The sequence below is a fragment of the Rhodoferax sp. P2_H8_2 genome, from assembly GCF_056403235.1.
The window spans coordinates 394,721-413,777 of record NZ_JBFUFW010000002.1 but is presented as its reverse complement, the minus strand read 5'-3'; the positions used below and the strand labels follow the sequence as shown (position 1 = coordinate 413,777).

Genomic DNA, 19,057 nt, shown 5'->3' with positions numbered 1-19,057 from the left:
TTTGGGTTTATTGCTATTAAATTAGATATGTCCCTATTTAATTTTCAATTTCTATTTGCCTGTATTAATTAGAGTCTGACCCCATTTAATTCAATTGGCACTTTTGTTGCGTTGCAGTATTCTCATTGCTCGAGATTTTTCACCGCCCAACTCAGGAGAGCGCCATGACCACGGCTGCCGAAATCAAATATCTGCAAGAACACGGTTTGTATTCCTCCGAGCAGGAGCACGACGCCTGTGGTGTGGGTTTTGTAGCCCATATCCGGGGCGAGAAGAGCCATTCCATCGTCAAGAACGCGCTGAAGATCCTGGAAAACCTGGACCACCGGGGTGCAGTCGGGGCAGACAAGTTAATGGGTGATGGCGCCGGTATCCTGATTCAATTACCGGATGCGCTGTACCGCGAAGAAATGAAGGCGCAGGGCGTCACTCTGCCACCGTTGGGTGAATACGGTGTAGGCATGGTGTTTTTGCCCAAAGAGCATGCCTCCCGCCTGGCCTGTGAACAAGAGTTGGAGCGCGCGATCAAGGCCGAAGGGCAGGTGCTGCTGGGTTGGCGTGATGTGCCGGTCAACCGCGACATGCCCATGTCGCCCACCGTGCGCGAGAAGGAACCCATCCAGCGCCAGGTGTTCATTGGGCGTGGTCAGGACGTGATCGTGCAGGACGCGTTGGAACGCAAGCTGTATGTGATCCGCAAGACGGCCAGTGCCAACATCCAGGCGCTCAAGCTGACGCACTCCAAGGAATACTACGTTCCCAGCATGTCCAGCCGCACGGTGGTCTACAAGGGCCTGTTGTTGGCAGACCAAGTTGGTGTTTACTTCCTTGACTTGGAAGATTCGCGCTGCGTGTCGGCGCTGGGTCTGGTGCACCAGCGCTTCTCGACCAACACATTCCCCGAGTGGCCGCTGGCCCACCCGTACCGTTACGTCGCGCACAACGGCGAAATCAACACGGTCAAGGGCAACTACAACTGGATGAAGGCCCGCGAAGGCGTGATGTCTTCGCCGGTGCTGGGCGCCGATCTGCAAAAGCTGTACCCGATCAGTTTTGCCGGCCAGTCCGATACCGCGACCTTTGATAACTGCCTCGAACTGCTGACAATGGCGGGCTACCCGCTCAGCCAGGCCGTGATGATGATGATTCCCGAGCCGTGGGAGCAGCACACCACGATGGACAGTCGTCGCAAGGCCTTCTATGAATACCACGCCGCGATGATGGAACCCTGGGATGGCCCGGCTTCCATCGTGTTCACCGATGGCCGCCAGATCGGCGCTACGCTTGACCGCAATGGCCTGCGTCCATCGCGTTACTGCATCACCGATGACGATCTGGTGATCATGGGTTCCGAGTCCGGCGTGCTGCCGGTGCCGGAAAACAAGATCGTGCGCAAATGGCGCCTGCAGCCCGGCAAGATGTTCCTGATCGATCTGGAGCAGGGCCGGATGATTGACGACGAAGAGCTCAAAGCCAATTTGGCCAACAGCAAGCCCTACAAGCAATGGATTGAAAACCTGCGCATCAAGCTGGACGACGTGACCTTTGACGAGCGTCGCACCGAGGTGGCGCTCGCAGCTACGGTCGCGGGCATCGAACCGAAGCGGGTGACTGACAGAGCCAGTTTGTTGGATCGCCAGCAAGCCTTTGGTTTTACCCAGGAAGACCTGAAGTTCCTGATCGCTCCCATGGCCTCTGCCGGTGAAGAGGCAATTGGCTCTATGGGTAACGACAGCCCGTTGGCCGTGCTGTCTGACAAGAACAAGCCGTTGTACAGCTACTTCAAACAGCTGTTCGCGCAAGTGACCAACCCGCCGATTGACCCGATCCGCGAAGCGATTGTGATGTCGCTGGTGTCCTTTATTGGGCCCAAGCCCAATCTGCTGGACATCAACCAGGTGAATCCGCCGATGCGGCTGGAGGTGTCACAGCCTGTGCTGGACGCAGCCGACATGGCCAAGCTGCGTGACATTGAAGCCCACACGCAAGGCAAGTTCCGCAGCCACACGCTGGACATCACCTATCCACTGGCCTGGGGACACGAAGGGGTTGAAGCCAAGTTGGCCTCCCTCTGTGCGGAAGCGGTGGATGCGATCAAGGGCGGCAAGAACATCCTGATCATCAGTGACCGCAACATCAGTGCTGATCAGGTGGCGATTCCAGCCTTGCTGGCGCTGTCGGCAATTCACCAACATTTGGTCGCCGAAGGCCTGCGTACGACGGCAGGCTTGGTGGTGGAGACCGGCACTGCTCGGGAAGTCCATCACTTCGCGGTGCTTGCAGGTTACGGAGCCGAAGCGGTGCACCCGTATCTGGCAATGGAAACGCTGGGAAACATCCACAAGGATTTACCGGGTGACTTGAGCGCTGAAAAGGCCATTTACAACTATGTAAAGGCCATCGGCAAGGGTCTGTCCAAGATCATGTCCAAGATGGGCGTGTCTACTTACATGAGCTACTGCGGTGCGCAGTTGTTTGAAGCGATTGGCCTGTCCAGCGCCACGGTCTCCAAGTACTTCACCGGCACACCTAGCCGCGTGGAAGGCATTGGCGTCTTCGAGATTGCCGAAGAAAGCATCCGCGCGCACAGAGCGGCCTTTGGCGACAGCCCGGTGCTTGCTAACGCGTTGGAAACCGGCGGCGAATACGCTTGGCGTGTGCGCGGCGAGGAGCACATGTGGACGCCAGATGCGATCGCCAAGCTGCAGCATTCCACGCGTGCCAATAACTGGAACACCTACAAGGAATACGCGCAGATCATCAACGACCAAAGCAAGCGCCATCTGACGCTGCGCGGTCTGTTCGAATTCAAGATCGATCCGGCCAAGGCTATTGCGGTGGACGAAGTGGAATCCGCCAAAGAAATCGTCAAGCGTTTTGCCACGGGTGCGATGTCGCTGGGTTCGATTTCGACAGAAGCACATGCCACGCTCGCAGTCGCAATGAACCGCATTGGCGGCAAGAGCAACACGGGTGAGGGTGGGGAAGACCCAGCGCGTTACCGCCAGGAGCTCAAAGGCATTCCGATCAAACAGGGCCAGACCATGGCCGACATCATTGGCCATGACGTGGTGGAAGTGGACATCCCGCTAAACCCCGGTGATTCGTTGCGCTCACGCATCAAGCAAGTCGCCTCCGGCCGCTTCGGTGTCACTGCCGAATACCTGTCCAGCGCCGACCAGATCCAGATCAAGATGGCGCAAGGCGCCAAGCCGGGCGAGGGCGGTCAATTACCTGGCGGCAAAGTGTCGGACTACATTGGCAAGCTGCGCCACTCCGTGCCGGGCGTTGGCCTGATCTCGCCACCGCCGCACCACGATATTTATTCGATCGAAGATTTGGCGCAGCTGATCCACGATTTGAAAAACGTGGCCCCGCACAGCTCCATCAGCGTCAAGCTGGTGTCCGAAATCGGTGTGGGCACGATTGCCGCAGGCGTGGCCAAGTGCAAGAGTGATCACGTGGTGATCGCCGGGCACGACGGTGGCACGGGCGCTTCGCCTTGGTCGTCCATCAAACACGCGGGCAGCCCGTGGGAAATCGGTTTGGCCGAAACACAGCAGACGCTGGTGCTGAACCGCCTGCGCAGCCGCATCCGCGTGCAGGCCGACGGCCAGATGAAGACCGGTCGTGATGTCGCCATTGGCGCGCTGCTGGGTGCTGACGAATTCGGCTTTGCTACAGCGCCACTGGTCGTCGAGGGCTGCATCATGATGCGCAAGTGCCACCTGAATACTTGCCCGGTGGGTGTGGCCACGCAAGACCCGGCTTTGCGCAAGAAGTTCTCCGGCAAGCCCGAGCACGTAGTGAACTATTTCTTCTTCATCGCCGAAGAAGTGCGCCAGATCATGGCCCAGCTCGGTATCCGTAAGTTTGACGACCTGATTGGTCGTTCTGACCTGCTGGATATGCGCAAGGGCATTGAACACTGGAAAGCCAGTGGTCTGGATTTCAGCCGCCTGTTTGCACAACCCAATGTGCCCGCCGATGTGCCCCGCTTCCAGACGCTGGAGCAGGAACATGGCTTGGAAAAGGCGCTGGACAACGTGCTGATCGCCAAGAGCCGCGCTGCCATCGACAAGGGCGAAAAAGTGCAGTTCATGGAAGCCGCGCGCAACGTTAACCGCTCCGTCGGCGCGATGTTGTCCGGTGCGGTGACCAAGGTTCATCCTGAGGGGCTGCCAGACAACACCATCCATATCCAGCTCGAAGGTACCGGTGGCCAGTCCTTTGGAGCCTTTCTGACCAAGGGCATCACGCTGTACCTGATTGGCGACGCCAATGACTACACCGGCAAGGGCCTCTCCGGTGGCCGTGTCGTCGTGCGACCGAGCATCGATTTCCGCGGCGTGGCGGTCAACAACACCATCGTCGGCAACACCGTGATGTACGGCGCGACCGCCGGTGAAGCTTTCTTCAGCGGCGTTGGTGGCGAACGTTTCGCGGTACGCCTGTCGGGTGCGACCGCGGTTGTCGAAGGTACCGGTGACCATGGCTGCGAATACATGACCGGCGGCACAGTCGCCGTGCTGGGCAGGACTGGCCGCAACTTTGCTGCCGGCATGAGTGGCGGCATCGCTTATGTGTATGACGAAGACGGTCAGTTCGCCAGCCGCTGCAACACCGCCATGGTCAGCATGGAGAAAGTGTTGACTGCGAAAGAGCAAGAAGCACAAATTGACAAGGGCCTGTGGCACCGGGGCCAGGCAGATGAGACACAACTGCGCCGCCTGCTGGAAGAGCACAACCGATGGACCGGCAGCAAGCGCGCACGCGACCTGCTGGATAACTGGGAGACTTCCCGCGCCAAGTTCGTCAAGGTATTCCCGCTGGAATACAAGCGCGCTTTGGGTGAAATTCATGCACGAAAAGAGGCTGCAGAGCTCACAGGACGTGCGCAGGCAGCTACAAAAAAAGTAGCAACCCCGGCTAAATAATGACCTTGCGGGATTGACCAATATTTGCGCAGCAAATTTGCTCTGTCCCCAACTGAATAGAGAAAAGAATCATGGGAAAAGTCACAGGCTTCATGGAGTTTGAGCGCGTTGAAGAGGGCTACAAGCCCGTGCCTGAGCGCCTCAAAAACTACAAGGAATTCGTTATCGGCCTCGACGACGCGCAGGCCAACAAACAGGCTGCGCGTTGCATGGACTGCGGTACGCCGTTTTGCAACAACGGCTGCCCGGTCAACAACATCATTCCGGACTTCAATGACTTGGTCTTCACCGGTAACTGGAAAGCCGCGATCGACACGCTGCACAGCACCAACAACTTCCCCGAGTTCACCGGCCGCATCTGCCCTGCGCCTTGCGAGGCTGCGTGCACACTGAATGTGAACGACGACGCGGTGGGCATCAAGTCCATCGAGCACGCCATCATCGACCGCGCTTGGCATGAAGGCTGGGTGCTGGCCCAGCCGCCAAAAGTCAAGACCGGCAAGAAGGTCGCCGTCGTCGGCTCCGGCCCCGCTGGCATGGCCGCTGCGCAACAACTTGCGCGCGTGGGCCACGATGTCACGCTATTCGAAAAGAACGACCGTATCGGCGGCCTGTTGCGCTATGGCATTCCCGACTTCAAGATGGAGAAGCACCACATCGACCGCCGCGCCGACCAGATGGTCAAGGAAGGCGTGACGATTCGCACCGGTGTGCTGATTGGTGAGATGCCCAAGGGCTCCAAGGTCACCAACTGGGCCAAGGAAACCATTTCGGCTGAGCAATTGCAAAAAGACTTTGACGCCGTCATCCTGACGGGTGGCTCCGAGCAATCGCGCGACCTGCCGGTGCCGGGCCGTGACTTGGACGGCATCCATTTCGCGATGGAATTCCTGCCGCAGCAGAACAAGGTCAACGCCGGTGACAAGCTCAAAGGCCAGTTGCGCGCGGATGGCAAGCACGTCATCGTGATTGGTGGTGGCGATACCGGTTCTGATTGCGTAGGCACCAGCAACCGCCATGGCGCGGTCAGCGTGACGCAGTTTGAAGTGATGCCTCAGCCGCCGGAAGAAGAAAACCGCCCGATGACCTGGCCTTACTGGCCGCTTAAATTGCGCACCAGCTCCAGCCATGAAGAAGGTTGCGAGCGCGTGTTCTCGATCTCCACCAAAGAATTCATCGGTGAAAAAGGCAAGGTCACTGGCTTGAAGACCGTGCAGGTGGAATTCAAGGACGGCAAGATGGTGGAGGTTGCAGGCTCTGAGCAAGTGCTCAAAGCCGATCTGGTGCTGCTGGCCATGGGCTTTGTAAACCCCGTCGCGACCGTGCTGGATGCGTTTGGCGTGGACAAGGATGTCCGCGGCAATGCACGCGCCACCACCGAATTCACCGGCGGCTATGCCACCAACGTAGCCAAGGTCTTTGCCGCAGGCGACATGCGCCGCGGCCAGAGCCTGGTGGTCTGGGCGATCCGTGAAGGCCGTCAGGCTGCGCGCTCGGTGGACGAATTCCTGATGGGAAGCTCCAATTTGCCGCGCTGAAACCACGCCATAGGGGCATTTACAGTCACGCGTGAATGTTTAGGTGTTTTCCCTTATGATTGCGGAGCCGGGCCCTTTGACCCGGCTCCTTTTTTATGGCGCACTCCACCCCCGTTTCCCGTGAAGATTCCCTGATCGAGATTGACCATGTTTCCTTTGGTTATGACGACAGGCGTTTGATCCTGCGTGATGTGAACCTGAACTTTGCCCGTGGCAAGGTCACGGCCATCCTGGGCGGTTCGGGTTGCGGTAAGACCACGTTGTTGCGCCTGATCGGTGGTGTACATGCCCCTTCATCGGGCCAAGTCCGCTACGACGGCGTCCCGGTGGATCTCAGTAACCGCGAAGAACTGTACAAATTCCGCCGCCGTCTGGGCATGCTGTTCCAGTTTGGCGCACTGTTCACAGATTTGTCAGTGTTCGACAACGTAGCCTTCCCGTTGCGTGAGCACACCGACATGTCTGAGGCCATGATCAACGATCTGGTGTTGATGAAGCTCAATGCAGTGGGCCTGCGTGGTGCGGCGCAATTGCGTATTTCGGAAGTTTCTGGCGGCATGGCGCGCCGGGTCGCATTGGCCCGCGCCATTGTGCTGGACCCGCAACTGATCATGTATGACGAACCGTTTGCCGGTCTGGATCTGGTGTCCATGGGTGTTGCTGCCAAATTGATTCGCACGCTCAATGACAGCACCGGCGCCACATCGCTGCTGGTGTCGCATGACATTCCGCAGTGCATGAAGATCAGTGACTATGTTGTGTTGTTGGCACCCCAAGGGCGCATCGTAGCGCAAGGCACCCCCGCTGAATTGATGGCGTCCACGGACCCTGAAACCCGCCAGTTCATCCACGGTGAACCGGACGGCCCAATCAACTTCCACTACCCTGCCAAGCCGATGGCCGAAGAATTTGGAGTGGCTGCGTAATGGATACAACTCTGAATTTCCTGGCCAATGTCGGCCAGCGCACGATTGGCATTCTGGGTTCCCTGGGCCACGCCGCCTTGTTTTTCTGGAGCCTGCTCAAAGCGACTGGTGGCGCACTGCGTCGCCCCTATCTGGTAGTTGCGCAAATTCACGCGGTAGGCAATCGTTCGCTGCTGATTATTCTGGCTTCTGGTCTGGCTGTGGGCTTTGTGCTGGCGCTGCAGATGTATTACGCATTGGTGATTTACGGCGCGGCCGAGTCACTGGGTCTGATCGTCAATCTGGCACTGGTGCGCGAATTGGGCCCTGTGGTGGCTGGGTTGCTGTTTGCTGGGCGCGCCGGTACGTCTCTGACTGCTGAAATCGGTCTGATGAAAGCTGGCGAGCAAATCGCCGCAATGGACCTGATGGCCGTGGACCCGACCCAACGTATTCTGGCCCCGCGTTTTATTGGCGGCGTTGTGTCCATGCCCGTGTTGGCGATTCTGTTTTCCGCGGTCGGCATCATTGGTGCCTGGGTCGTGGCAGTGCTGCTGATCGGCATTGATGCAGGCAACTTCTGGTCCATCATGCAAAGCCGCGTAGATGTGGTCCGCGATGTCGGTAATGGCATCGTGAAGAGCTTCGTGTTCGGCATCATCTGCACCTTCGTGGCGCTGTACCAGGGCTATGAAACCGAGGCCACGCCCGAAGGCGTTGCCTATGCAACCACCCGTACCGTGGTGATTTCCTCATTGGGCATTCTGTTCATGGACTTCATCCTGACAGCCCTGATGTTCTCCACCGACTGATCCCTCTGTAGCGATTTATTCCCAGAACTACCATGCAAAAACGAAACATAGAAATCCTGGTCGGCGCCTTTGTGGTGCTGGGCTTTGTGGGCCTGGTCTTCCTGGCCCTCAAAGCGGCCAACCTGGGCAGCTTCACTGGCTCCTCCGGTACCTACTCTGTCACCGCACGCTTTGACAACATCGGCGGCCTCAAGGCTAAAGCCTCGGTCAAGAGCTCTGGTGTTGTGGTTGGCCGCGTCGAGTCCATTGTGTTTGACGACAAGAACTTCCAGGCGCGCGTGATCGTGGGTCTGGACAACCGTTACACCTTCCCCAAAGACAGCTCGCTGAAGATTCTGACGGCAGGTTTGCTGGGTGAGCAGTACTTGGGCATCGAGCCTGGTGCCGACGAAAAAATGCTGGCGTCTGGCGACACCATTAGTTCCACGCAATCTGCTGTCGTGCTGGAGAACCTGATCAGCCAGTTCCTCTATAGCAAGGCGGCGGATGGCAAGTCGGGCCAGTAACTCCATGGCATTGCCCACCACACGCTCGTTGGCATGGCCCCGTTGGGGCATGGTGGCGCTGGCTTTGACGGCTTTGATGCTGCAAGGTTGCGCTACGGTGGCAAACCCGGACAAGCGCGATCCGCTGGAGTCGATCAACCGCAGTGTGTTCGCCTTCAACGATGCCGCCGATGCGGCTGTAGTTAAACCTGTGGCTACGGTGTACCGCAATGTGGTGCCCAGCGTGGTCCGCAAAGGTGTTGGCAACTTCTTCGGCAACCTCGAAGACGTCTGGTCCATCTTCAATAACGCCATCCAGGGTCGGCGCATGGATACCGGTGACAGCATTGGCCGCGTATTGGTGAATTCCACTGTTGGCATCCTCGGCTTGGTCGATGTCGCCAGCGACCTGAACATTGAGCGCCATACGACAGACTTTGGTATGACGCTGGGTCGTTGGGGCGTGCCGCCTGGCCCTTATGTTGTGCTGCCACTGCTCGGGCCGTCAACGCTGCGCGAGGTTGCCGCGTTACCAGTAGACAGGCAAGGAAATGCTTTGACGTATGTGGATGATGAAGGAACCCGTACAGGATTAACAGTTGTGAAGCTGCTGAACTTGCGCGCGAAGTATTTGAACGCAGGCGATGTAGTGGCCGGTGCAGCGCTGGACAAATATTCTTTTACTCGCGACTCCTACTTGCAGCGCCAGAGAAACATCCAATACGATGGCAATCCCCCGGATGAAGATGGGGATACTGAGCCCGAAAAGCCGTAGCCAGCACAAGACGGCACAAAAACCGATAATGAGGGTGAACATTCACCCAGAAAGTGCGTATGAAGTCCCCAATGATCCGATCCCTGACCGCCCTGTTTACCCTGCTGGCGGCCTTTAGCTTCTCCGGTGTTGCGATGGCTGCTGACGAGGCGCCGGATGTGATGATCAAGCGCCTGTCCTCTGACGTGCTGGACACCATCAAGGCCGACAAGGCCATGCGCGGTGGCGACGTCGCCAAGATCGTCACCTTGGTCGATACCCGCATCATGCCCAATGTGAATTTCCAGCGCATGACCGCATCGGCGATTGGCCCGGCATGGCGCAGCGCGACACCTGAGCAAAAGACCAAGCTGCAGGACGAGTTCAAGATCCTGCTGGTCCGCACCTACGCAGGCGCCTTGTCGCAAGTGTCTGACCAGACCATCAACGTCAAGCCCATGCGCAGCGCGCCTGAAGACAAGGAAGTCGTCGTTCGTACCGAAGTCAAAGGCAGCGGCGACCCGATCCAGCTGGAATACCGTATGGAAAAAACTCCCGGCGAAGGCGCTGGCTGGAAGATCTATGACTTGAACGTATTGGGCGTCTGGTTGGTGCAAACTTACAAGAGCCAATTTGCGACAGAGATCAGTGCCAAGGGTATCGATGGTCTGATCACATCGCTGGGCGAGCGCAACAAGGCCAACGGCAAGAAGGGCTGATCGTGTTGAGCCTGCCCGAAACCCTCACCCAGGTCCAGGCGCGCAAGTGCCTGGAAGAGCTCAACGCCGGCTTGCCAGCGCAGACCGCCGAAGTGGTTGTGGATGGCACGCAGTTGAAGAGCTTTGACTCTTCCGCATTGGCCGTGTTGCTGGAGTTTCGCCGCGAGTGCGCCCGTGCGGGCAAGCGCTTCGCCGTCAAGGGTTTGCCGGAGCGCCTGCGCGATCTGGCGACGCTGTACGGCATCAATGCGCTCTTGCCCAGCGCCTGATTTTCCAATGCGGCTTCGGCCGCTTTTTCACGTCAAGTTCTTCATAGGTTCGCCGCGTAAAATGGCGCTCTCCCATGCCCGCCATTTCGTTCCAATCCGTCTCCAAAGCGTATCCCTCGTCCAAGGGGCCCAAAGGCTCCAGCTTTCTGGCGCTTGACGGCGTAAGTCTGGACATTGAAGAGGGTGAATTCTTCGGCTTGTTAGGCCCCAATGGCGCCGGCAAGACCACGATGATCAGCATCCTCGCCGGTCTGGCTCGTCCAACAGGCGGCGCTGTCAGTGTGTTGGGCAGCGATGTGCAACGCGACTTTTCCGAAGCCCGCCGCAAGCTTGGCGTGGTGCCGCAAGAGCTGGTGTTCGACCCGTTTTTCAATGTGCGCGAAATGCTGCGCATCCAGTCCGGCTACTTCGGTGTCAAAAACAACGACGCCTGGATCGATGAACTCCTGGAAAGCCTTGGCCTAGCCGACAAGGCCAACGCCAATATGCGCCAGCTCTCCGGAGGCATGAAGCGCCGCGTGCTGGTCGCGCAGGCGCTGGTGCACAAGCCGCCGGTGATCGTGCTGGACGAGCCGACCGCGGGCGTGGATGTTGAATTGCGCCAGACGCTGTGGGCCTTCATTGCCAAACTCAACAAGCAAGGCCACACGGTCTTGCTGACCACCCATTACCTCGAAGAAGCGGAAGCCCTGTGCGGCCGCATTGCCATGCTGAAGACCGGTCGCATCGTTGCGCTGGACAAAACCAGCGAGCTGCTGAAAGCCGCATCCAGCAATGTGCTGCGCTTCAAACTCGATGGCGAACTGCCCGCTGCGCTGGCCCAAGGCGCGCGTATCACCGGCCGTGTGGTCCAGTTCCCGGCGCACGACGCGCTGGAAGTGGAGAAATACCTGGCTGCTGTGCGTGAAGCAGGCCTGGTCGCGCAGGATGTCGAAATTCGCAAAGCCGATCTGGAAGATGTGTTCCTCGATGTGATGACGCAGCACAAGGATTCTGTGCATGGCGTGGGAGGGTCTTCAAAATGAACGGCTGGCAAACACTCCTGTACAAAGAAATCTGGCGCTTCTGGAAAGTCGCGTTCCAGACCATCGCCGGTCCGGTGCTGACCGCGATGCTCTACCTGCTGATCTTTGGTCACGCGCTGGAAGACCATGTGAAGGTTTACGACACGGTCAGCTACACCGCCTTCCTGGTGCCGGGGCTGGCGATGATGAGCCTGCTGCAAAACGCATTTGCCAACAGCTCCTCCTCGCTGATCATGAGCAAGGTGATGGGCAATCTGGTGTTCCTGTTGCTGACGCCGCTGTCGTATATGCACTGGTTTGTCGCTTACGTGGGCGCGTCCGTCGTGCGCGGCCTGGTCGTCGGCTTTGGCGTTTTCGTGGTGTCCGCACCGTTTACCGGTATGAGCTTTGTGGAGCCGGCGTGGATCATTGTGTTTGCCGTGATGGGTGCTGCGCTGATGGGCACGCTGGGCCTGATCGCTGGCTTGTGGGCCGAGAAGTTTGACCAGTTGGCCGCCTTCCAGAACTTCGTTGTGATGCCCATGACGTTCCTGAGCGGCGTGTTCTATTCCATCCATTCGCTGCCCGCCTTTTGGCAGGGCGTCAGCCACTTCAACCCATTCTTCTACATGATCGACGGATTCCGCCGCGGCTTCTTTGGTCAGAGCGATGTATCGCCTTGGTTGAGCCTCGCTGTTGTCGGTGGCACGCTGGTTGTTGTCAGCGGCATTGCACTGCACCTGCTGCGCACGGGCTACAAGATTCGCAACTGATTTTCTGGACCTGCCATGACCGCCGAAGAACTCCAATCCCTGATCAGCTCCGGTCTGCCTTGCGATGTGTGCCGCGTGGAGGGGGATGGCCGCCACTGGTACGGCACTTTTGTCTCCAGCGCATTTGAAGGCAAACGCCTGATCCAGCGCCACCAACTGGTCTACGCCACGCTGGGTGATCGCATGAAGACCGACGAAGTGCACGCGCTGTCGATGAAGACCTACACCCCCACCGAATGGGCCGCGCAATGATTACGCTGGCACTGTCCAAGGGACGCATCTTTGAAGAAACCCTGCCACTGCTCAAAGCCGCTGGCATTGAGGTGTTGGACGATCCCGAGAAATCCCGCAAGCTGATTCTGGATACCAACCAACCGGACGTGCGCGTGCTGGTAGTGCGCGCCTCCGACGTGCCCACCTATGTGCAATACGGTGGCGCCGATCTGGGTATTACGGGTAAAGACACTTTGATTGAACACGGCAGCCAGGGCTTGTACACGCCGCTGGATTTGAACATTGCCAAGTGCCGCATCAGTGTCGCGGTGCGCTCCGATTTTGATTACGCCTCGGCTGTGAAGCAGGGCTCGCGCCTGAAGGTGGCAACCAAGTACGTTGCGATTGCGCGCGAGTTCTTTGCATCCAAGGGCGTGCACGTTGATCTGATCAAGCTCTACGGCAGCATGGAGCTGGCGCCGCTGGTCGGCTTGGCCGATGCCATCGTCGATCTGGTGTCGACCGGCAACACGCTCAAGGCCAACCACCTGATCGAAGTGGAGCGCATCATGGACATCAGCTCACGCTTGATCGTCAACCAGGCCGCGCTCAAACTGAAGCAGGAACCGCTGCGCCGCATCATCGATGCATTTGCCGCGGCCATCGATACGAAATCCTGATCGCTATGAAATTGGTAGCTGCCCCCGCCCGCCTTTCCTGCGCCGACAGCCAATTTGAGTCCCAATTCAAGGCGCGGCTGCACTGGTCTGCCGACACCGATGCAGCGATTGAAACCCGCGTGGCCGAGATTCTGGCGGATGTGCAACAGCGCGGCGATGCGGCCGTGCTGGAATACACCGCGCGCTTCGATGGCCTCACTGTTTCCGACATGAAAGCGCTGGAACTGACGCAGGCCGAACTGAAGGCTGCGTTTGACAGCATCCCTGCGCAGCAGCGCGACGCATTGCAAGCCGCCGCCAAACGTGTGCGCAGCTACCACGAAGCACAAAAGAAAGCCTCCGGCGAGAGCTGGAGCTACCGTGACGAAGACGGCACGCTGTTGGGCCAGAAGGTCACACCACTGGACCGCGTGGGCATCTATGTGCCCGGCGGCAAGGCGGCCTATCCGTCATCGGTGCTGATGAATGCGATCCCCGCCCACGTGGCTGGTGTGGGCGAAATCATCATGGTCGTGCCCACGCCCAAGGGCGAGAAGAACGCATTGGTGTTGGCCGCGGCCTATGTAGCTGGTGTCACCCGCGCCTTCACCATTGGCGGCGCGCAGGCCGTGGCCGCGCTGGCCTACGGCACGCAAAGCATTCCGGCGGTGCACAAGATCACCGGCCCCGGCAACGCCTATGTTGCCGCCGCCAAGCGCCGCGTGTTTGGCACCGTGGGCATCGACATGATCGCCGGCCCCAGCGAGATTCTGGTGCTGGCCGATGGCACCACGCCGCCCGACTGGGTGGCGATGGATTTGTTCAGCCAGGCCGAGCACGACGAGCTGGCGCAAAGCATTTTGCTGTGCCCCGACGCCGCATACATCGACCGCGTGCAGGCCGAGATAGACCGCCTGCTGCCCACCATGCCGCGCGCCGAGATCATTGCCAAGAGCCTCAGCGGCCGTGGCGCGCTGATCCACACCCGCAGCATGGAAGAGGCCTGCGAAATCAGCAACCGCATCGCGCCCGAGCATCTGGAAGTCTCCAGCACCGACCCGCATAAATGGGAGCCCCTGCTAAAACACGCCGGAGCAATTTTTCTCGGCGCCTACACCTCCGAAAGCCTGGGCGACTATTGCGCAGGCCCCAACCACGTGCTGCCCACCAGCGGTACCGCGCGCTTCTCCAGCCCCTTGGGCGTGTACGACTTCCAGAAGCGCAGCAGCCTGATCGAAGTCAGCGAAGCCGGTGCCCAGATATTGGGCCCGATCGCCGCAACGCTGGCCTATGGCGAGGGTCTGCAGGCCCACGCACAAGCCGCCGAAATGCGGCTGAAGAAGTAAATCTGTAAGGTCCGGTGGCCTGCGGCGACTCACTCATATGAACCGTTGCATGACCTTCTTTCGCTCCCTGTTGGTATTAGCGCTCGCATTGGCATCCCTCACCGCCAACGCCATGTCGCTGCGCGAACTGCGCGCTCTGGAAGCTTCCAGCAAACAGGGCGAGGACTATGCGAACTACTACCTCGTCGGCGTGATGGAAGGCGCGCTCGAAGCCCATGCTCAAGCAGTACGTCAGGGTGCCAAACCCAGCATCTGCCTCAACGGCCGCCGCCTGGAGCCGCGCATGGCACGTGGTTTGTATGACGGTGAGTTGCGCCGCAACGCGGGCGTGTATGAGGCCGATATGCCAGTGCAGTTGGTGCTGACCAACGCGCTGGTGTCGGCCTACCCCTGCTGATCAGGCGGTCTATTTCTTGACGAATTCGGTCTTGCGAAACCGCAGCGCAGACCAGTCTTCGTCCACGGCCACCATGCGCACCGACTCATAGCCCAGATCGGTAAGGGACTGCCAGCCGGTGTCCCGGTGGAACTCGCATTTGTATTTTTTGGACGTCTGCTTCGGGTAGACCATCCACACAATCACATCGCCCACCGCTTTGGCATCGATCTGCGCGGTCGCCTTTTCTACGCCAGCCAGCGTGGTCACAAAGGCCATCGCGAACGACACCTCCTTGGCCTTGGCGGCACTGCGAACCACCTTCACGCCTTCGAGCAAAGCCAACTCGGGCTCAAAGCTCTCGGGCGCGTCCAGCACGAGGATAGAGGTTTCGGATTTGAGGTTGAGTTTTTTGAAGAGGGGCGTCATGGTGATGGATATGCGTTACTCGGTCTCGCAGATGGCTTTGAGCTTCTTTAGTGCTTGGGGCCAAGCTTCAAGCATGTAGGCCTCCAGCGCTTCAGTGACATCCAGATCGACGATGAGGGTGGTGCCTGTCGGGGTCGCCTGAAATGTGTAGTTCTCGTAGGCAGGCAACCACCCCTTGAGGGCTTCATTTTCTGTGTCTTCGACTCCGTTCGTAGTGAAGTTCAGATGGCGGATGGAGACGAACGCGTTGGGTCTGTGCTCCGCGATCTCCGAGACCATACCGTCCCCGGGGGGCGCGAGAAACTTGATTCTCTTTCCCTGCTCCCACGACCCCTCAAAGTAACAACCCTCTGCGAACGCTGAGGCCCATTTCCTGTAGCCCTCGGGGTCGAGCATCAAGCTAAAGACCCTCTGAACGGGAGCAGCGATGTGCTCGGTGAATTGAATGCGTTTTACAGATGCCATGCGTTGCTCCAAATTGTGGGTTTGTGACGCCTAACGTTAAAGCTGATCCGCGAGCGACGGGTTAGTCCTCATTGCCACCACAGTTGCCCTGCGGTTGCAAAGATAAGTCCGGGAAGAAACACTGTACGGAAAAAAATCGGACGTAACTTCTCGTGGAGCGCCTCGCCGCTAAAGGTTTCGGTGAACCCACCAAGCTCAAACAGCGTGGCCCACGCAGCAAGCAGGCCGCCCAGCACGCTAAGTATCTTGCCCCAATCCAATGGAAGTGCAGGATGAACCTTGCCTAGGGCGGCGGCCAAAATTGTCCCGGCTATGGCAAAAGCTAAGGTCGTCATTAAAGCCGACCAAATGCCGTCTCCTAGTTCTTTAGCATGGGCGTCAGCACTCAAGCGAGCTTCAATCTCCCATCCAGCCGAAGGAAACCTACCTTCATCAAAGGCCCGTCGCAGGTCGCTGGCCTCGAGGTTGATCGCCAAGCCATGAGAGACAGCCATGTCCAGATAGGTCTCATGCCTAAATAGAAAGCAGAGAAATGCCTTTGGACTTGAAGCCCTCGTAAACGATGAAACGATGTTCGACATGAGGCCTAACTCAACGTAAACCGCATCGCTCTACGGAATATTTTGGAAATATTCACCATAAAAATGGCCTCTAGCGCCCGTGGAATGTGCGTAAGCTGCTCACATAAAGATAGCAAAAGACCCGGCATAAGTGAGCGGCTGATGCTTGCCCCGGCTGTAGTCATGTTGTTGTCCCCCCCCGTTTCCCCGGAATGTAACCCGCAAACCAAGCACTGGCACAGGCTCTAAGTCCAATCAAGACCCCATGCAGTCAACACGAATTTCGTGTTGCACGAATTTCGTGTTAAATTCCCATCCATGAAAAACGTCACCATCACCGTCGACGACGCGGCCCTGGAGTGGGTGCGGATTGAGGCGGCCAAGCGCAATACCAGTGTGTCGCGCTTGGTGGGTGAGATGTTGGTGGACAAGATGCAGCACGACGACGCCTATGCGCGTGCGCAGCGCGACTGGGTGGCGGATACCTCATCGTTCAGTTCGGGTGGCAAGGCGTACCCGCAAAGAGATCCTTCCAATGGCTAGCGCACTTGAGCCGAAGAGCGCCATCGTGTTTGTCGACACGAATGTGCTGCTGGCTGCGGACGATGAACATGATGCTTCTCGCCAGACCCGTGTGCGCGAATGGTTGCAAGCACTGTGGCAGCACCGCGCCGGGCGCCTGAGCACGCAGGTGCTCAATGCGTATTACGTTGGGGCTACGCGGCATTTCGCGATGCCACAGGGCGATGCGCGCGCCAAGTTGCGCCGCTACCAGCTCTGGCAGCCCTGGCAGATTGACCACCAGACGGTGGAAACCGCGTGGGGCGTGGAAGCGCGATTTGGCCTGCCGTATTGGGATGCGCTGATCGTGGCCGCCGCAGCACAAAGCGGGGCCAGCCATGTGCTGTCGCTGGACCTGCAGCACGGCCAGCAGATCGATGGGGTGACCATCCTCAACCCCATGCAAACCACCGCCGCCGAACTGGGGCTTGCCGAATGAATGATGTGAACACCCTGAAAACTCTGATCGAGCGCCGCATCCGCCAGGATGTGCAGTCCATGCATGCCTATGCCATTCAGGACTCAAAAGGCATGGTCAAGCTCGATGCGATGGAGAACCCGCACCGCTTGCCGCCCGCATTGCAACAAGCATTGGGCCAACGGCTGGGCGCGCTGGCGCTGAACCGCTATCCGGATGGCCGCGTCGATGACTTGCGCGATGCGCTGGCGGCCTACATCGATATGCCCGCTGGCTTAGGTCTCATGCTGGGCAATGGTTCGGATGAATTGATCTCGCTGCTGGCGATGGCCTGCGATGTACCTGCTGCGGCAGGCGTTGCCAAGCCGGTGGTGCTGGCGCCTCTGCCTGGCTTTGTGATGTACGCGATGAGCGCTGCGTTGCAGGGGCTGGACTTCGTGGGCGTTCCGCTGACTGCAGATTTCGCGCTGGACACGGAGGCGATGTTGCAAGCGATTGCCAAGCATCAGCCCGCGCTGGTTTATCTGGCCTACCCGAACAACCCGACCGCGAACCTGTGGAACGAGCCCGATATGGCGCGCGTGATTGCGGCGGCGGGAGAGGCGGGCAGCATTGTCGTGATGGACGAGGCCTACCAGCCGTTCTCCAGCCGCACCTGGCTCGACCAGATTCGCGCCAACCCCCAAGCGAATCAGCATGTGTTGTTGATGCGCACACTCAGCAAGTTCGGTCTGGCCGGTGTGCGCCTCGGCTACATGCTGGGTGCGAAGGAATTGATTGATCAGGTGAACAAAGTTCGCCCGCCGTACAACATCAGCGTGCTGAACTATGAATGCGCGCTGTTTGCGCTGGAGCATGCGGACGTGTTCGCTGCGCAGGCTGCGGACTTGCGCGACCAGCGCGACCGTTTGCAAAAAGCCTTTGCCACCATGCCCGGCGTGCATGCGTTTGAAAGCGATGCCAACATGATCCTGGTGCGCATTGCCGGTGAAGGTGACCGTGCACAAAGCGTGTTCAATGGCCTCAAACAACGCGGCGTGCTGGTCAAGAACGTTTCTAAAATGCATCCATTGCTGGCCAACTGTTTGCGCCTCACGGTCGGCATTGCGGACGAGAACACCCTATTGTTGAAAGCCCTAACGGAATCCCTATGAGCAACTCGTTGATCGAAATCCCCCAAGTCGCCACGCCCCGCGTGGCTGAAGTGGTGCGCAACACCAATGAAACCAAGATCCGCGTGCGGGTCAACCTCGACGGCACCGGCCAGGCCCGCCTGTCCACCGGCATCGGCTTCTTCGACCACATGCTGGACCAGATCGCCCGCCACGGCATGATCGATCTGGAGATCGAGGCCGACGGCGACCTGCACATCGATGGTCACCACACGGTCGAAGACGTGGGCATCACGCTGGGCCAGGCGATTTACCAGGCGGTGGGCGACAAGAAGGGCATCCGCCGCTACGGCCACGCCTATGTGCCGCTGGACGAAGCGCTGAGCCGCGTGGTGGTCGACTTCTCGGGCCGCCCTGGCCTCGTGATGGACATTCCGTTCAAGAGCGGCATGATTGGCAGCTTTGACACACAACTGACACACGAGTTCTTCCAGGGCTTTGTGAACCACGCGTTTGTGACGCTGCACATCGACAACCTGAAGGGCGACAACGCCCACCACCAGGCCGAGACCGTTTTCAAGGCCTTTGCCCGCGCGTTGCGTGCGGCGCTGGAGCTGGACCCGCGTGCCGCAGGCACCATCCCTTCGACCAAGGGTTCACTCTGAAATATATGCAAAATGTGCCCGGAAGGCGCATAAAACGTGCGTAAGCAGCTCTCAAAT

General features: G+C 58.8%; 21 protein-coding genes. 18 read left to right on the top strand and 3 right to left on the bottom strand.

The window, feature by feature from the left end; translation table 11 throughout:
- Positions 1–164: 164 nt before the first annotated feature.
- From AC1DV6_RS04920 to AC1DV6_RS04855, 14 genes are all read left to right on the top strand, one after another.
- Positions 165–4,937, top strand: a complete 4,773-nt coding sequence (locus AC1DV6_RS04920; protein ID WP_477975675.1) for a glutamate synthase-related protein — start codon at positions 165–167, stop codon at positions 4,935–4,937.
- Positions 4,938–5,008: 71 nt separating this feature from the next.
- Complete coding sequence (locus tag AC1DV6_RS04915; RefSeq protein WP_477975673.1) at positions 5,009–6,475, top strand: glutamate synthase subunit beta; 1,467 nt, start codon at positions 5,009–5,011, stop codon at positions 6,473–6,475.
- 95 nt (positions 6,476–6,570) lie between these two features.
- Positions 6,571–7,401: an ABC transporter ATP-binding protein gene (locus AC1DV6_RS04910; RefSeq protein WP_477975671.1), complete on the top strand. Its 831-nt coding sequence runs from the start codon at positions 6,571–6,573 to the stop codon at positions 7,399–7,401.
- Positions 7,401–8,192 carry a lipid asymmetry maintenance ABC transporter permease subunit MlaE gene (gene mlaE, locus AC1DV6_RS04905; RefSeq protein WP_477975669.1) on the top strand — a complete coding sequence of 264 codons (792 nt, stop codon included), beginning with the start codon at positions 7,401–7,403 and terminating at the stop codon, positions 8,190–8,192. The genes AC1DV6_RS04910 and mlaE overlap by 1 nt, the downstream gene beginning before the upstream one ends.
- Positions 8,193–8,224: 32 nt before the next feature.
- Positions 8,225–8,698, top strand: coding sequence for an outer membrane lipid asymmetry maintenance protein MlaD (gene mlaD / locus AC1DV6_RS04900; RefSeq protein WP_477975667.1), 474 nt, complete (start codon positions 8,225–8,227; stop codon positions 8,696–8,698).
- 4 nt (positions 8,699–8,702) lie between these two features.
- Positions 8,703–9,452, top strand: coding sequence for an MlaA family lipoprotein (locus AC1DV6_RS04895; protein WP_477975665.1), 750 nt, complete (start codon positions 8,703–8,705; stop codon positions 9,450–9,452).
- A gap of 71 nt (positions 9,453–9,523) precedes the next feature.
- On the top strand, positions 9,524–10,150 hold the full coding sequence (locus AC1DV6_RS04890; RefSeq protein WP_477975979.1) for an MlaC/ttg2D family ABC transporter substrate-binding protein: 627 nt from the start codon (positions 9,524–9,526) through the stop codon (positions 10,148–10,150).
- Between the two features lie 2 nt (positions 10,151–10,152).
- Positions 10,153–10,419 (top strand): STAS domain-containing protein, encoded by a 267-nt coding sequence (locus tag AC1DV6_RS04885; RefSeq protein ID WP_477975663.1) that lies wholly within the window; start codon positions 10,153–10,155, stop codon positions 10,417–10,419.
- A gap of 74 nt (positions 10,420–10,493) precedes the next feature.
- Complete coding sequence (locus AC1DV6_RS04880) at positions 10,494–11,444, top strand: ABC transporter ATP-binding protein (protein ID WP_477975662.1); 951 nt, start codon at positions 10,494–10,496, stop codon at positions 11,442–11,444.
- Complete coding sequence (locus AC1DV6_RS04875) at positions 11,441–12,196, top strand: ABC transporter permease (RefSeq protein ID WP_477975661.1); 756 nt, start codon at positions 11,441–11,443, stop codon at positions 12,194–12,196. Before AC1DV6_RS04880 ends, AC1DV6_RS04875 begins: the two co-directional genes overlap by 4 nt.
- Before the next feature lie 15 nt (positions 12,197–12,211).
- Entirely contained in the window at positions 12,212–12,448 is a 237-nt protein-coding gene (locus AC1DV6_RS04870) for a BolA family protein (protein WP_477975660.1), read from the top strand.
- Positions 12,445–13,089, top strand: a complete 645-nt coding sequence (gene hisG / locus AC1DV6_RS04865) for an ATP phosphoribosyltransferase (protein WP_477975658.1) — start codon at positions 12,445–12,447, stop codon at positions 13,087–13,089. The genes AC1DV6_RS04870 and hisG overlap by 4 nt, the downstream gene beginning before the upstream one ends.
- Positions 13,090–13,094: 5 nt before the next feature.
- Positions 13,095–14,414 (top strand): histidinol dehydrogenase, encoded by a 1,320-nt coding sequence (gene hisD, locus AC1DV6_RS04860; RefSeq protein WP_477975656.1) that lies wholly within the window; start codon positions 13,095–13,097, stop codon positions 14,412–14,414.
- Between the two features lie 49 nt (positions 14,415–14,463).
- Positions 14,464–14,811 carry a Rap1a family protein gene (locus AC1DV6_RS04855; protein WP_477975654.1) on the top strand — a complete coding sequence of 116 codons (348 nt, stop codon included), beginning with the start codon at positions 14,464–14,466 and terminating at the stop codon, positions 14,809–14,811.
- Between the two features lie 9 nt (positions 14,812–14,820).
- On the opposite strand, the gene AC1DV6_RS04850 is transcribed toward AC1DV6_RS04855, so the two are convergent.
- The 3 genes from AC1DV6_RS04850 to AC1DV6_RS04840 all read right to left on the bottom strand — a co-directional run bounded on the left by AC1DV6_RS04850 (position 14,821) and on the right by AC1DV6_RS04840 (position 16,265).
- Entirely contained in the window at positions 14,821–15,219 is a 399-nt protein-coding gene (locus AC1DV6_RS04850; RefSeq protein ID WP_477975653.1) for a hypothetical protein, read from the bottom strand.
- Between the two features lie 15 nt (positions 15,220–15,234).
- Positions 15,235–15,684 carry an SRPBCC family protein gene (locus tag AC1DV6_RS04845; RefSeq protein ID WP_477975651.1) on the bottom strand — a complete coding sequence of 150 codons (450 nt, stop codon included), beginning with the start codon at positions 15,682–15,684 and terminating at the stop codon, positions 15,235–15,237.
- Positions 15,685–15,752: 68 nt separating this feature from the next.
- Positions 15,753–16,265 carry a hypothetical protein gene (locus AC1DV6_RS04840; RefSeq protein WP_477975649.1) on the bottom strand — a complete coding sequence of 171 codons (513 nt, stop codon included), beginning with the start codon at positions 16,263–16,265 and terminating at the stop codon, positions 15,753–15,755.
- A gap of 297 nt (positions 16,266–16,562) precedes the next feature.
- Between AC1DV6_RS04840 and AC1DV6_RS04835 the strand changes: the two genes are divergently transcribed.
- Genes AC1DV6_RS04835 through hisB form a run of 4 tightly spaced genes read left to right on the top strand, consistent with a single transcriptional unit; the run spans position 16,563 to position 19,000 of the window.
- The gene (locus AC1DV6_RS04835; protein WP_477975647.1) at positions 16,563–16,787 is read left to right on the top strand and encodes a CopG family transcriptional regulator; all 225 of its coding nucleotides are present in this window, start codon (positions 16,563–16,565) and stop codon (positions 16,785–16,787) included.
- Complete coding sequence (locus AC1DV6_RS04830; RefSeq protein ID WP_477975646.1) at positions 16,780–17,244, top strand: PIN domain-containing protein; 465 nt, start codon at positions 16,780–16,782, stop codon at positions 17,242–17,244. The genes AC1DV6_RS04835 and AC1DV6_RS04830 overlap by 8 nt, the downstream gene beginning before the upstream one ends.
- A gap of 5 nt (positions 17,245–17,249) precedes the next feature.
- Positions 17,250–18,377, top strand: a complete 1,128-nt coding sequence (gene hisC / locus AC1DV6_RS04825; protein ID WP_477975644.1) for a histidinol-phosphate transaminase — start codon at positions 17,250–17,252, stop codon at positions 18,375–18,377.
- Complete coding sequence (gene hisB, locus AC1DV6_RS04820) at positions 18,374–19,000, top strand: imidazoleglycerol-phosphate dehydratase HisB (protein WP_477975642.1); 627 nt, start codon at positions 18,374–18,376, stop codon at positions 18,998–19,000. Before hisC ends, hisB begins: the two co-directional genes overlap by 4 nt.
- The last annotated feature ends 57 nt before the right edge of the window (positions 19,001–19,057 follow it).